13 protein-coding genes are annotated in these 13312 nt (G+C 45.0%); 5 read left to right on the top strand and 8 right to left on the bottom strand.

Annotated features, from left to right (window positions below; genetic code table 11):
* Positions 1-23 precede the first annotated feature (23 nt).
* A complete protein-coding gene (locus EDC16_RS08940; protein WP_132967514.1) occupies positions 24-728 on the top strand; it encodes a LutC/YkgG family protein in 705 nt (234 codons plus the stop codon).
* Positions 729-773: 45 nt separating this feature from the next.
* Here EDC16_RS08940 and dapB read toward each other — a convergent pair whose 3' ends face one another.
* Genes dapB through EDC16_RS08920 form a run of 4 tightly spaced genes read right to left on the bottom strand, consistent with a single transcriptional unit; the run spans position 774 to position 4023 of the window.
* Positions 774-1589, bottom strand: a complete 816-nt coding sequence (gene dapB / locus EDC16_RS08935) for a 4-hydroxy-tetrahydrodipicolinate reductase (RefSeq protein WP_132967513.1) — start codon at positions 1587-1589, stop codon at positions 774-776.
* Positions 1571-2701 carry a 23S rRNA (cytidine(2498)-2'-O)-methyltransferase RlmM gene (rlmM, locus tag EDC16_RS08930; RefSeq protein WP_132967512.1) on the bottom strand — a complete coding sequence of 377 codons (1131 nt, stop codon included), beginning with the start codon at positions 2699-2701 and terminating at the stop codon, positions 1571-1573. The genes dapB and rlmM overlap by 19 nt, the downstream gene beginning before the upstream one ends.
* A 4-nt stretch (positions 2702-2705) precedes the next feature.
* A complete protein-coding gene (locus EDC16_RS08925; protein WP_132967511.1) occupies positions 2706-3116 on the bottom strand; it encodes a DUF423 domain-containing protein in 411 nt (136 codons plus the stop codon).
* Positions 3117-3135: 19 nt separating this feature from the next.
* On the bottom strand, positions 3136-4023 hold the full coding sequence (locus EDC16_RS08920) for a transcriptional regulator GcvA (protein ID WP_132967510.1): 888 nt from the start codon (positions 4021-4023) through the stop codon (positions 3136-3138).
* Positions 4024-4389: 366 nt separating this feature from the next.
* Between EDC16_RS08920 and EDC16_RS08915 the strand changes: the two genes are divergently transcribed.
* The 4 genes from EDC16_RS08915 to EDC16_RS08900 all read left to right on the top strand — a co-directional run bounded on the left by EDC16_RS08915 (position 4390) and on the right by EDC16_RS08900 (position 9438).
* Complete coding sequence (locus EDC16_RS08915) at positions 4390-4848, top strand: MarR family winged helix-turn-helix transcriptional regulator (RefSeq protein ID WP_157330510.1); 459 nt, start codon at positions 4390-4392, stop codon at positions 4846-4848.
* A gap of 48 nt (positions 4849-4896) precedes the next feature.
* Complete coding sequence (locus EDC16_RS08910; protein WP_132967508.1) at positions 4897-5928, top strand: branched-chain amino acid aminotransferase; 1032 nt, start codon at positions 4897-4899, stop codon at positions 5926-5928.
* Between the two features lie 371 nt (positions 5929-6299).
* Positions 6300-8942, top strand: coding sequence for a phosphoenolpyruvate carboxylase (ppc, locus tag EDC16_RS08905; protein ID WP_132967507.1), 2643 nt, complete (start codon positions 6300-6302; stop codon positions 8940-8942).
* A 181-nt stretch (positions 8943-9123) separates the two neighbouring features.
* Positions 9124-9438 (top strand): HI1450 family dsDNA-mimic protein, encoded by a 315-nt coding sequence (locus EDC16_RS08900; protein ID WP_132967506.1) that lies wholly within the window; start codon positions 9124-9126, stop codon positions 9436-9438.
* A 180-nt stretch (positions 9439-9618) separates the two neighbouring features.
* On the opposite strand, the gene EDC16_RS08895 is transcribed toward EDC16_RS08900, so the two are convergent.
* The 4 genes from EDC16_RS08895 to dinB form a co-directional block, all read right to left on the bottom strand.
* Complete coding sequence (locus tag EDC16_RS08895) at positions 9619-9846, bottom strand: zinc ribbon domain-containing protein (protein ID WP_132967505.1); 228 nt, start codon at positions 9844-9846, stop codon at positions 9619-9621.
* Positions 9847-9864: 18 nt separating this feature from the next.
* Positions 9865-10287: a nucleoside-diphosphate kinase gene (ndk, locus tag EDC16_RS08890; protein ID WP_132967504.1), complete on the bottom strand. Its 423-nt coding sequence runs from the start codon at positions 10285-10287 to the stop codon at positions 9865-9867.
* Positions 10288-10462: 175 nt separating this feature from the next.
* Positions 10463-11767: an aminopeptidase PepB gene (gene pepB, locus EDC16_RS08885; RefSeq protein ID WP_198362761.1), complete on the bottom strand. Its 1305-nt coding sequence runs from the start codon at positions 11765-11767 to the stop codon at positions 10463-10465.
* Positions 11768-11869: 102 nt separating this feature from the next.
* Positions 11870-12961, bottom strand: coding sequence for a DNA polymerase IV (gene dinB / locus EDC16_RS08880; protein ID WP_132967503.1), 1092 nt, complete (start codon positions 12959-12961; stop codon positions 11870-11872).
* Positions 12962-13312 lie beyond the last annotated feature (351 nt).

The raw sequence follows: 13312 nt of genomic DNA, 5'->3' as shown, positions 1-13312 counted from the left end.
GACGACAGAATAAGGATAACAACATGTTAGATCAACAAAACAGACAACAATTTTTAGATCATTTAGCGGCACAATTAGGTCGTCCGCCACGAAAAACCGTGGCAGGGCACTATTCTAGCGTGACAGCACAGCCGACTACTCGCTTGACTGATTTAACGGCAGATCAGCGCTGTGAGGAGTTTGTGAAAGTCGCGCAGGAAGTGATGGCGGTGGAATGCAGCGTTACAACGCCGAGTGAAGCCGCAACAGCACTGCTTGCATTATGCGAGCAACAGCACGGCGGCGATGTGATTTTAAATGACGATCCGCGTTTGAATCAATACGGCTTAACCCAAGCAGTGCAGGCACACTACCCTACCCATATCTGGTCAGCTCAAAGTGCGGTTGAAAACCGCACTTTTGCCGAAAAAGCCAATATCGGCATCGTGTTTGCCGAATACGGTTTAGTTGAATCCGGCGGGGTGGTGCTTTACAGCGCCGCAGAAAGAGGTCGCTCCAGCAGCTTATTGCCACAAGTGTCGATTGTGGTGCTAAACAAAAGTAGTATCCAGCCTCGTGTGGCGCAAGTCGCTGAGATTTTGCATCAACAAGCCGCTCAAGGCATGCGGATGCCGTCTTGTATCAATATCATTTCCGGTCCAAGCTCCACCGCCGATATTGAGTTGGTGAAGGTCATCGGTGTGCATGGTCCGATTAAGCAGATTTATTTGATTATCGACGACCTATAACTTTAGTCAACCCAGATAGAAAACCGCACATCCTACCTACTGCTGTTACAGGTTATTCAAGTCCAACACATCGGTCATATCAAATAGGCCGTTGTGTTTGGTTTGCAACCATTTGGCAGCACGGACGGCGCCGTTGGCGAAAGTCATGCGACTGGAGGCTTTATGTGCGATTTCAACCCGCTCCCCTTCGTCGGCAAACCAAACGCTGTGTTCGCCGACAACGTCCCCGGCACGAATGGTAGCAAAACCGATTTCGTCACGTTTGCGCTCACCGGTGATGCCTTCACGGGCAAATACGCCGTGGGTTTTGAGATCACGCCCCAACGTTTTAGCAATATGCTCACCCATCGAAAGTGCGGTGCCGGACGGCGCATCGACTTTGTGCCGATGGTGTGCCTCAATCACTTCAATATCGCAATAATCACCCATCACTTTAGCGGCTTTTTCCAACAGTTTAAACACCAGATTGACACCGACGCTGTAATTGGAAGCAAACACAATGCCCGTTTTTTCAGCGGCTTGGGCGATGGCTTGTTTGCCTGCATCATCAAAACCGGTGGTGCCGATCACCATTTTTTTGTTATTGGCAACACAAAAATCAAGGTAGCCCCGGGTCGCCTCCGGACGAGTAAAATCAATCAGTAAATCAAACTGATCTTTCACGGTTTCCAAATTATCACTGAGCGCCACGCCGAGGTTACCGATACCGGCTAATTCGCCGGCATCTGCACCGACCAAACTTGAACCGGTACGTTCTAGGGCAACACCTAAAACTACGCCGTCAGCGTTATTCACTGCTTGAATCAATTGTCGCCCCATTCTTCCACCTGCGCCGGCAACGGCTACGCGCAAATCTGCCATGTTGTACCTCTATCTTGTTTATTTAATGACTTAATTCTCACATGCAGCGTGATCTCTTCACGGTCATGATATAAATGTTTAGCTTGGATTTCAAACCCCAAGCCAGCTTTGCTTAAATCTTCGTGCAGTTTTTGCTGGCATAACCGCACTTCCTGATAGCGTTTTTTCATCGGCAGTTTCAAGTTGAAAATCATCTCGCCACACCAACCGTTGGTCAGCCACTTACTCATCAAACTGGTGATTCGCATCGGCTGTTCCACCATATCGCACACCAGCCAATCAATTTTAGTGCGCTTTGGCGGCTGAAATTTAAAACCGTCTTCCGGGCAGTGATCGACTCGTCCGGTTTCCATTAACGATGGTGCAATTTTACCGTGATCGACCGCATAGACAAACATGCCGCGTTTGACCAATTGATAGCTCCAACCGCCGGGACAAGCCCCCAAATCCACCGCTTTGGTTTCACTGTTCATGCGCTGCTTCTCTTCTTTTTCGCTCAAAAAAGTCAGAATCGCTTCTTCCAGTTTCAACGTAGAACGACTTGGCGCATCGTTGGGAAATTTCAAGCGTGGAATTCCCATAAAGTGTGGGGCATGGTTGTTATTGTAAGAGTAGCCGACATAGCAACTGTCATTGCTGATAAACAGAATATGCAAGGTGACACCGCTGCCATAGATTTCACGGTAGTTCAACCAACCGCACTTGCGTAGCTGTTGGCGCAGCGGCACGGTGAATTTACGGCAAAACGTAGATAAGGATTTGGCTTCGTTGGTGTCGGCGGTTTCAACCCACAGTTCGGTGCTTTGTTTAAAATCCACTCGGCTGTTTTGTTGATATTGTGCAACGATCGGACTGATCCGATCGTCGGTTGCTAAATCTTGCAATAAATCAGACACCACCACCAGCTGTCGGGCAAAAATCAGTTGTTTGAACTGGATTTCTTGCGCTAAGCGGTCGGCTTCATTTTCCTGATAACATTCAAAAATCACATAACCGCTGTTGTCCACCACTCTGGCAAAACCATAAATCCCTACCTCTGCGGCTTTTTCAGTGATCTCCGCCGCCAGCTCTTTTTCAAAACCGGCACGACAATATAAGGCTAATTTATTCAAAATATTACCCTCTGGCTTTTAAGCTGTTGGCAAGACTGATAAAAACCAGTGCGCCCCAACCGATTAAAAAGGCGATGCCGCCAACAGGCGTGAGCCACACCAACGCTTTGATACCGGTCAATGCCAAGCCATACAAACTGAAGCTAAAGCAAAGAATTCCGATTGCCCAACTGTAGCCGATCCAGTTTAAACCACGGTTGCGGCACGCCGGCACAGCTTGATTTTGCGTGGCGCTGACAAACAGCCCCAATGCGAATAGCGCTAACGTATGAAAAAATTGATATTTTAAGCCTTTGTCAATCCAGTCCAACTGTAAAAAACTCAAGTGCGGTTCCAGTCCGTGTGCTGCGAATGCGCCGAATGCCACACAGAAAAAGCCGCTGATGGCAGCAAAAATTAAAAAACGGTTGCCCATATACAGGTCCTTAATTTGGTCAGTGATGTTGTTGGATATGTTCAACAATCCAATTGATAAAAGAAACGGTCTGCATTTTATCCGAATAATTGGGATGGTACACCACATAAAACGATTTTGGATCGACAACATCGGTTGAAAAAACCTCCGTCAGCGCACCATCATTAATATATTGTTGTGCCAAAATTTTATTCGCCAACACCACACCTTGCCCGTGCAACGCAGCCTGCAACGCCATAAAGGTATGACTGAAAATCGCGCCGTGGTGCAGGTTGATGCCGTCCAATTTCAAATAGGCAATCATGCGTTGCCAATTTTCACGAGTGTGAATATGCAATAAATTGTGCTGCGCCAAATCTGCCAATTGATTCAGCGGTTTTTGCTGTAACAGTTTTGGTGAGGCAAAAATAGACAACCGCTCTTCTAATAACCGCTGGCTTTTCAGCCCCTTCCAATCGCCCTTACCGTAGAAAATCGCCACATCGGCATCAGCGAGAATATCACTTTCATCATAATCGAAGCCTTGAATATTCACCTCAATATCCGGATAAAGCCGATTAAATTCACTCAGCTGTGGAACCAACCACGCAAGCCCAAAGGTTTGTGGCACTTTGATAGTCAGTGCCAACCCCTGTTGGTCGTGACGCAATTTTTGAGTCACTTCGACCAAACGTCGCAAAATAATATTAATATCGTAAAAATAGGCACTGCCCTGTTCTGTTAACGCTAACGCGCGGTTTTTACGAATAAAAAGTGCGGTGCCCAAAAATTCTTCTAATAATTTGATTTGGTGGCTGACCGCAGCTTGGGTGACAAACAGTTCGTCCGCTGCCTTGGTGAAACTTAAATGTCGGGCGGCGGATTCAAAGACTTTGAGTGCATTTAACGGTGGTAAACGTTTATACATGGCATGTCCTATGAATAACTCAAAAAATAAATAATTTCAGAAATCGCATAAGTTTTATTTATGCGAATGATAAAAAAATATAAATTGTAGCGCTGAGCGGCAAAAACTAGAATAGCTACATTGCTTTAATAGCAGACTCGGTATTTACCGTGTTGTTGTTAAGTATGATGTTGTGTTTTATCCGGTTCGCTGGATTTGAGTTTACTTCCTGTATATGTTGAAACCGATTTGGTTTAATAAGCCGCCTCATTATTTGGGCGGCTTTTTTTCGGGCTATTCTAACACAAACCCTTTGCTTCCCCTATGCTAGAACCTTCAATTATGCTAAATTCTCACTTAATGCGCTATTTTTCGAGAGTTTATGTTATGGATTTAGATAAACAACCACAAAATCCTATGCCGCCTTCCGCACAGAAGTTAACATTTTGGCAACTGAAAAATCTGACCTTAAATATCAATAAAGCGTTGGATCATCTATTACAGCAAGAAGGATTGACACTGTCACAAGCACGAGTGCTGCTGTTGTTGTTTGATGAAAACGGGCAAAATCAAACCAGTTTGATGAAACAGCTACAAATTGAATCCTCTTCCATGACCAAAATTTTGGATTTATTGGAACGCAAAGGACTGTTACAACGCAAAGATAATCCGCGTGATGCGCGACAAAAAAATGTTTTTTTGACTAAAAAAGGACATCATGCCGAAGTCGGTATCGTTCACTTGCTGCAACAATTTGAACATAATCTGCTGGCTGAACTTTCAAAAGCTGAAATCCAACAATTACATCACTTATTACACAAAATACAATTTGAACCCGATTACTAGGGTCTGTTGATCTTTGTTTATATTTTATCAATATATTGAGGAAACCCTATGAACCAACCTGTATCCGACACTTTATTTGACTGGTCCAATTTAGGTTTTAGTTACATTAAAACTGATTTTCGTTATATTGCCCATTGGAAAGACGATCAATGGAGTCAAGGCGAATTAACTACTGACAACACCTTGCACATCAGCGAAGGCTCGACCGCACTTCACTACGGACAACAGTGTTTTGAGGGTTTGAAAGCCTATCGTTGTAAAGACGGCAGTATTAACCTGTTCCGACCGGATGAAAATGCCAAACGCATGCAGCGCAGTTGTCAACGTTTGCTGATGCCGCAAGTGCCGGTGGAGATGTTTGTTGATGCCTGTAAACAAGTGGTGAAAGCGAATGAGAAATTTGTCGGCCCTTACGGCAGTGGCGCTACCCTGTATTTACGTCCGTTTTTAATCGGCGTTGGCGACAATATTGGCGTGCATGCTGCGCCGGAATATATTTTTTCGATCTTCTGCTGTCCGGTCGGGGCTTATTTCAAAGGCGGTATGAAGCCGACCAATTTCATCATTTCCGATTATGATCGCGCCGCGCCACAAGGCACCGGTGCCGCCAAAGTCGGGGGTAATTATGCCGCCAGTCTGCTGCCGGGTACTGAAGCCAAAGCACGCAATTTTGGTGATTGTATCTATTTGGATCCAAAAACGCATACTAAAATTGAAGAGGTCGGCTCGGCTAACTTTTTCGGTATCAGCAAAAACAATGAATTTGTCACCCCGCTCTCTCCGTCGATTCTGCCGAGTATTACCAAATATTCGCTGCTCTATTTAGCAGAACAGCGTTTGGGCTTAAAAGCGGTGGAAGGTGATGTGTATATTGATCAATTGGATCAATTCACTGAAGCTGGCGCCTGCGGTACAGCAGCGGTGATCACCCCGATTGGCGGCATTCAAAACGGTGAGCATTTTCATGTGTTTTATTCTGAAACCGAAGTCGGACCGATCACCCAAAAGCTGTATCAAGAACTGACCGGAATCCAATTTGGCGATGTAATTGCTCCGGACGGTTGGATCGTCAAGGTTTAATTTTTTGATCACCTCTTTTCGAACCGCACTTCAATGGAAACGAATCCAAGTGCGGTTTGATTTTCACCGTACTTTTCTCTTGCCGAAACGAACCCATTTCCCAAGGTTCGGGCTAATTTTTTTAAATTAAAAAATAAATATATTATGAGGTTATAAAATAGACTCTTTTTGTTTCAAAGATGTTTAATTATCATGTAATTTTATCAGTTCATTCTCAGTAAATTTTACTTTTTATTAAAAATTCCTCAGCATTTTGCTAAATTTATCAAATATATCTTAATTTCAGTTGACCCGCTTTCCTGTTTTTTGTTATATCTATCACAGTTTTTAAAATTAACCATTTACACAACGCAATATACAAGGACAAAAGTATGATTCAGCAATATAGTGAAATGCGGAATAACATCAGTATGCTAGGGCGTTTTCTAGGCGAAACCATCAGCGATGCGCAAGGGAGTGATATTCTTGATTTAATTGAAAACATTCGAGTACTTTCCCGTAATTCCCGTGCCGGAGACGATCAAGCCCGTCAAGCACTGCTGGATACACTGGCGACCATCTCCAATGACAATATCATTCCGGTTGCCCGAGCCTTCAGCCACTTCCTGAATTTAACCAATATTGCCGAGCAATACCAAACCATTTCACGCCATCATGATGATTTAAATGCGAGCCAGCGTTCTATCGGTCATTTGTTTGATAAATTAAAAACCCAAAAAGCCAAACCGGAAGCGATCCTTGCTTCGCTGGATAATTTATTGATTGAACTGGTATTAACCGCACATCCTACCGAAGTCACCCGCCGCTCTTTAACGCATAAACACGTTGAAATCAACAAATGTCTCAGCAATTTAGAACATTCAGATTTAACGCTAAAAGAACGTACCGCCATTCAGCGTCGCTTGTTGCAACTGATTGCTGAAGCGTGGCATACCAACGAAATCCGTACCCAACGCCCAACCCCATTTGAAGAAGCAAAATGGGGCTACTCGGTGATTGAGAATAGTCTGTGGACAGCGGTGCCGACCTTCTTACGCCAACTCAACGACAGCGCCGAAGAACATTTGAATTTCAGTTTGCCGGTGGAATTCACACCGGTCAAATTTTCCTCTTGGATGGGCGGTGATCGCGACGGCAATCCGTTTGTCACCAGTGTCGTCACTCGTCGTGTGTTGAATTTAGCGCGAGCCAAAGCTGCCGAACTGTTTTTAGAAGACATTAAATTGCTGTCTGATGAACTTTCTATGGTGGAGGCTACCGACGAATTCAAAGCAACATACGGCGAACATCAAGAACCGTATCGCTATATTGTCAAAAATTTGCGTACCAAACTGAAATTAACCCAGAATCACTACAATGATCTCTTAGCAGACAGACAGCCGCGCACCACGACCGAACAAATCATTACTAAAAATGAGCAACTGTGGCAACCGCTGTTTGATTGCTACACTTCACTGTCCAAGTGCGGTATGCGGATTATCGCTAACGGCTTGCTGCTCGATACATTACGCCGTATCCGCTGCTTTGGTGTTACCCTGTCACAACTGGATATTCGCCAAGAAAGCACCCGTCATGCCATGGCCATTGCCGAAGTGACCCGTTATATCGGTTTGGGCGACTATGCACAGTGGAATGAAGCAGACAAACAAGCCTTCTTGATTCGCGAACTGAATTCACGTCGGCCATTGATTCCGATTGAATGGTCACCAAGCGAAGAAACCAAGGAGATTTTAGACACTTGCCGGGTAGTTGCTGAACAAAATGAGGGGGTGATCTCGGCGTATGTGATCTCGATGGCAAAATCGGCCTCTGATGTTTTGGCAGTGCACTTATTGTTGAAAGAAGCCGGTTGCAGCAAGCATATTCCGGTGGTACCGCTGTTTGAAACACTAGAAGATTTAGATAATGCCGAAGCTGTGATGCAAGAGCTGTTTAATGTCGGTTGGTATCGTGGTTTTATCAACAACAAACAGATGGTGATGATCGGTTATTCCGACTCGGCTAAAGATGCCGGTATGATGGCAGCGTCATGGGCGCAATATCGTGCGCAAGAAGCGTTGGTCAACTTATGCGAAAAACTGCATATTGAGCTGACCTTGTTCCACGGCCGTGGCGGTACTATCGGCCGTGGTGGTGCGCCGGCGCATGCAGCACTGCTGTCTCAACCACCAAAATCCTTGAAAAACGGCTTGCGCGTGACCGAACAAGGCGAAATGATCCGCTTTAAATTGGGGCTCCCACAAGTGGCGGTCAACAGTTTAGAACTCTACGCCAGTGCCATTTTGGAAGCCAATCTGTTACCACCGCCGGAGCCGAAAACCATGTGGCGCAATATTATGGACGAACTATCCGATATCTCTTGTGATATTTATCGTGGTATTGTACGCGAACAGCCGGATTTTGTGCCGTACTTCCGCTCTGCCACGCCGGAACAAGAGCTTTCTCGTTTGCCGTTGGGATCTCGTCCGGCAAAACGTAATCCAAAAGGTGGCGTAGAAAGTCTGCGTGCAATCCCGTGGATTTTTGCTTGGATGCAAAACCGCTTGATGCTGCCGGCATGGCTCGGTGCTGGGGCTGCGATTCAAACCTTGCTGAATAATGGCAAAAGTGCGGTAGTGGAAGAAATGTGCCAAAGTTGGCCGTTCTTCTCCACTCGAATCGGTATGTTGGAGATGGTGTTCAGTAAAACCGATTTATGGCTGGCGGAATATTACGATCAGCGTTTAGTCGAGCCAAGCCTTTGGGAATTAGGCAAAACCTTACGCCAACAGCTGCAAGCCGATATCAAAACACTCCTGAAACTGTCGCATAAAGATCAGTTGATGGACGATCTGCCTTGGGTGGCACAATCGATTGCGCTGCGTAATGTTTATACCGATCCGTTGAACTTGTTGCAAGTCGAATTGTTACACCGCCTGCGCCAACAGCCTGAAGAGCAACAAGATTCTCACTTGAATCAAGCATTGATGATCACCATCACCGGCATTGCTGCCGGTATGCGTAATACCGGTTAATCTTTGTCTTATCTTCACACAAAGGGCTGGTTTTTTTATCAGCCTTTTTATTTTATTAAAGTGCGGTTTTAACAGTTAAAACAGTTGGTTTTAGCAACTGAAAGCGATATGCTAACCGCACTTTGCTAGCCATACATTACAATGACCGCTTTTACTTTTTAAGAACAACAAGGAATTTGCTATGCCGCATCAATTAGATCCCGACAATGCCATTGATATTGCTTACGATATTTTTCTGGAGATGGCAGAAGAAAATCTCGACCCTGCTGATATTTTGCTGTTTAACTTGCAATTTGAAGAGCGTGGCGCCGTAGAAATGGTGGAAACGGCGGAAAATTGGGACGAAGAGATCGGGGTATTAATCGATCCGCAAGCCTATGCCGAAGTGTGGGTTGGTTTGGTCAACGCACAGGATCAAATGGATGATATTTTTGCCAAGGTACTGATTTCACACGATCAAGAAAACCCTGAATATCATATTGTATGGAAAAAATAGTGTTTAGGAAAAATACTAATCCCAATTCCAGATAAAATTATGGCTAACAGCTCAACATTGCCGAGAAAACGTGAAAAAGCCTGTCAGCCATTTCACGTTTTCTCGATTAATTCGGGAAATCACTTAAACAGCCCAACTTCCCTATTTTTCAAATTTATAACCAACATTTTTGTTGTTTACTCAGCTAGTCACCCAAGTCGCAACAGCAATAAACACCACAAAAATCAGTAACCAAATCAACTGTAATTTTGCACTTTTTCGGTTCACTTCTTTTTTATGCTCGCGTAAGCGTTCCAGCTGTCGTTTATAGCGCTCCAAGTCTTGCGGATCAAACGAAAAGCCACAAGACGGGCAACTTTTGGCGCTGTCACTGACTTTATGACGGCATTCGGGGCAACGGGTTAACATATTATTCTCTACTGGCAATTACGAACGTGGGAAAATTTCATTCTCACTGAAAAAATATTCGATTTCACGTTTAGCCGACGCCTCCGAATCTGAGCCATGCACCGCATTGATGCTTTTGTTGGTGGCATAATCAAAACGAAGCGTGCCTGCAACCGCAGTTTGCGGATCGGTTGCACCGATAAGCTCACGATGCAGTTTGATCACATTTTCACCTTGCAAAACCGAAACCACCACCGGTCCGGAAGTCATAAATTCCACCAGTTTGTCATAGAACGGCTTGCCTTTATGTTCTGCATAAAATCCCGCTGCTTGCTCTTGGTTCAGGTGCAACATTTTGCTGGCGACAATAGTAAAGCGAGCGCTCTCAAAACGGGAAAAAATTGCGCCAATCAGATTCTGTTTGACTGCATCAGGTTTGATAATCGAAAGTGTTTGTTGCATAGAAGCTCCTTTGGTTTAAGGTAAAGTGCGGTCTGACCGCACTTCAGGGTTGTTCTATCAGGGATGTTCTATTCTGTTCAAATTTATGTAATGTAGTGGTTGTCTGCCGATTTTACTGATCGGGTAGCATTACCCGACCAATCTAATGTTAAGTCCAACCTTAATCACCCGTTCGCTAGTCACCATAGCTCAATAATAGATTCGCCAAGCTATTGACACCGATGCCGGTTGCCCCGGTCGCCCATAACGGACTGGCAGATTTTCGGAAAGTCGCAGAACAGTCAATATGCAGCCAGTTGGTTTGATATGATTTTACAAAATACGACAGAAATGCCGTCGCAGTACTCGCCCCAGCGCCGGTTCCGGCAGGAACCGATGCGGTATTGCAAATATCGGCAAACGAAGAGCTGACTTGGCTGCGGTGGAAAGGCTCGAACGGCAGGCGCCAGAAAGGTTCGCTCTCCTCTTTTGCCGCCTTAAACAGCGCCTCCACCAATTTATCGTCCATCGACAACACCGAATGGTAGTCATTGCCGACTGCCATTTTCGCCGCACCGGTCAAGGTGGCGCAATCAATGATAAACTGAGGATCTTGCGCATCCGCTTCGATCAAACCGTCTGCCAACACCAAGCGCCCTTCGGCATCGGTGTTCAACACTTCAACGGTAACGCCGTTGCGATATTCAATGATATCGCCCAGTTTAAACGCTCGGCTGCTGACCATATTTTCGGCACAGCACAGATATAATTTAACTCGCTGATTCAAACCACAGGCAATTGCTAATCCCAACGCGCCGGTCAGCAACGCTGCGCCTCCCATATCAGAACGCATTGAATCCATCGAACTGCTTGGTTTCAAGCTGTAGCCGCCAGTATCAAAAGTGATCCCCTTACCCACCAGACAAGCCATCACCGGCTCATCCGGATTACCGCTCGGATTAAAATCCAACTGCAACATTGCCGGCAAATTGGCTGAGCCTTTGCCGACCGTCCAAATGCCGTTATAACCACGCTCTTTCAGCTCTTCACGGGCGATAATATGATACGACACCGCTTTTTCCACTTCGGCATGCTGTGCCTGCTGCAAAATAAAGTCGGCGGCGCGATGTGCCAATGCTTGTGGCGTGATTTCATCCGACGGTAAGTTAATCAACTCACGTACAAAATCGCCACACTCGATCAAGCGGAATAGCTGCTGTTGATCGGCGTCACTCAAATCAGACGGGAATTCAATCGCAAAATCCTGTTTGGCACTGTAAAAACCTTGGTAAAACGCCCAACAGGTTGGCAACGTCCAATATTTGCCTTCAAGTTCGACATCATCAATTCCTTGGGTGCGTAATTTACGTGCCGCTCGCTGAATCTTGCCAAGTGGATCATCACCACCGAAATGCACTTTTGCTACTCCGTTATCAAAACTCAATAACGCTTTTTTTCCCCATACTTCATCAGCTTGTTTTTTGCTTAAATTAATCTTCATACTCATCATGACACTCTCCGTGTTAAAATTGCCATTGTTTATAACATAAACCGATTTTTAGTAAATCCTAAATGTTATTTTTTTGTCATAATTTGAATCAAATCACCATAAACTGAGCTGTTGTGGATTATTTTTAGCCAACAATGCCACATTCAAGCCGATCAAGCGTATGCTTCTGCCGTTTGCCCGCTGCCAAATTTGCTGCAACAACTGCCGGAAAGCGTTAAGGTTTAAACAATAACCACTGCTCTCCAAGGTGGTAGTTTGAAAATCGTTAAATTTCAGTTTCACCCCGATTTTTCGATATTGACTCAATGGGGTTTCCGGATCTGCCCGCTGCAAACGCACAATCAGTTTTTGGTAGAGCGACTGTAAAATATCTTCCGCCTGTACTACTTGCCAGATATCTTGTGACAGGGTAACTTCAACCCCTACTGACTTACGTTCCCGTTCTGATTGCACCGCTCTTTCATCAATTGCATGGCTGAATTGCCAAATCCGTTGTCCCAATTTGCCAAATTGATCGAGCAAAATATGCTGTTTTAATTGGCGAACATCAGCACAGGTCGTCAAATCCATTGCAGACAATTTTTGCGCCGTGACCGGACCGACACCCGGAATTTTTTTCAATGCCAATCCGAGTACAAATTGATCAACCTGCTCAGGGGTCAGTACAAATTGTCCGTTGGGTTTATTGATTTCGGAAGCAATTTTTGCCAAAAACTTCAATGGCGCAACGCCGGCGGAGGCAGTTAATTGCAGTTCAGTAAAAATAGCACGTCGAATTTCAGCGGCAATCCAAGTTGCCGAGCCATTGCAGGCGGTGCAATCGGTCACGTCCAAATAGGCCTCATCTAAAGATAGCGGTTCGATTATTGTGGTATAACGCCGAAAAATAGCCTGCACCTGCTCTGAGACATGTTTATACAACGCCATGTTGCCACGCAATAATACCAGATTCGGGCATTTTTTTAATGCAAGTGCGGTTGGCATTGCACTGTGCAAACCATATTGACGAGCTTCGTAATTACAGGTAGAAAGCACACCACGGCTGTCCGCCGCACCGCCGACCGCCACTGGCTTGCCTGCTAAGCTCGGCTGCTCACGAATTTCAACCGCCGCAAAAAAGCAGTCCATATCAATATGGATAATTTTACGTTCAAAATTCGCTTTATTCGATGATATTGCCAGCATAACGGAAGCAAAAATAAGAAATGATACTGCAATTATAAATTAAATAACTGTATAAATAAACAGTATTTTTGCTTTATTCGCTTTTATCTTAAATGAGACATCGGATTTGGCTTGAACGGTGACTATAGTTTTTTAGACTGCTGACAAAGGTTAAAATCCACGATTAATATTGTAAAAGTAGGGGCCGATTATATATCCGCCCGAACCGCACTTTGCATTTTTCCTTTATTGATTAAGTGCTTATACCGCACTTCGTAAACGGGCGGATATATAATCCGCCCCTTGTATATTCAAAATAAAGTATACTAGCAACACAGCACCGAATCGTTATCCACAGCTTGACCGCCCCTA

Origin of the sequence: Testudinibacter aquarius (assembly GCF_004342725.1) — a bacterium.
GTDB classification, from domain to species: domain Bacteria; phylum Pseudomonadota; class Gammaproteobacteria; order Enterobacterales; family Pasteurellaceae; genus Chelonobacter; species Chelonobacter aquarius.
This window is presented reverse-complemented; position numbering and strand designations above follow the sequence as displayed.

Coding starts and splice junctions, on each gene's coding strand:
- EDC16_RS08940 (WP_132967514.1), top strand. CDS start 24: ATGTTAGATCAACAAAACAGACAACAATTTTTAGATCATTTAGCGGCA.
- dapB (WP_132967513.1), bottom strand. CDS start 1,589: ATGGCAGATTTGCGCGTAGCCGTTGCCGGCGCAGGTGGAAGAATGGGG.
- EDC16_RS08925 (WP_132967511.1), bottom strand. CDS start 3,116: ATGGGCAACCGTTTTTTAATTTTTGCTGCCATCAGCGGCTTTTTCTGT.
- EDC16_RS08920 (WP_132967510.1), bottom strand. CDS start 4,023: ATGTATAAACGTTTACCACCGTTAAATGCACTCAAAGTCTTTGAATCC.
- EDC16_RS08915 (WP_157330510.1), top strand. CDS start 4,390: ATGGATTTAGATAAACAACCACAAAATCCTATGCCGCCTTCCGCACAG.
- EDC16_RS08910 (WP_132967508.1), top strand. CDS start 4,897: ATGAACCAACCTGTATCCGACACTTTATTTGACTGGTCCAATTTAGGT.
- ppc (WP_132967507.1), top strand. CDS start 6,300: ATGATTCAGCAATATAGTGAAATGCGGAATAACATCAGTATGCTAGGG.
- EDC16_RS08900 (WP_132967506.1), top strand. CDS start 9,124: ATGCCGCATCAATTAGATCCCGACAATGCCATTGATATTGCTTACGAT.
- EDC16_RS08895 (WP_132967505.1), bottom strand. CDS start 9,846: ATGTTAACCCGTTGCCCCGAATGCCGTCATAAAGTCAGTGACAGCGCC.
- ndk (WP_132967504.1), bottom strand. CDS start 10,287: ATGCAACAAACACTTTCGATTATCAAACCTGATGCAGTCAAACAGAAT.
- pepB (WP_198362761.1), bottom strand. CDS start 11,767: ATGAAGATTAATTTAAGCAAAAAACAAGCTGATGAAGTATGGGGAAAA.
- dinB (WP_132967503.1), bottom strand. CDS start 12,961: ATGCTGGCAATATCATCGAATAAAGCGAATTTTGAACGTAAAATTATC.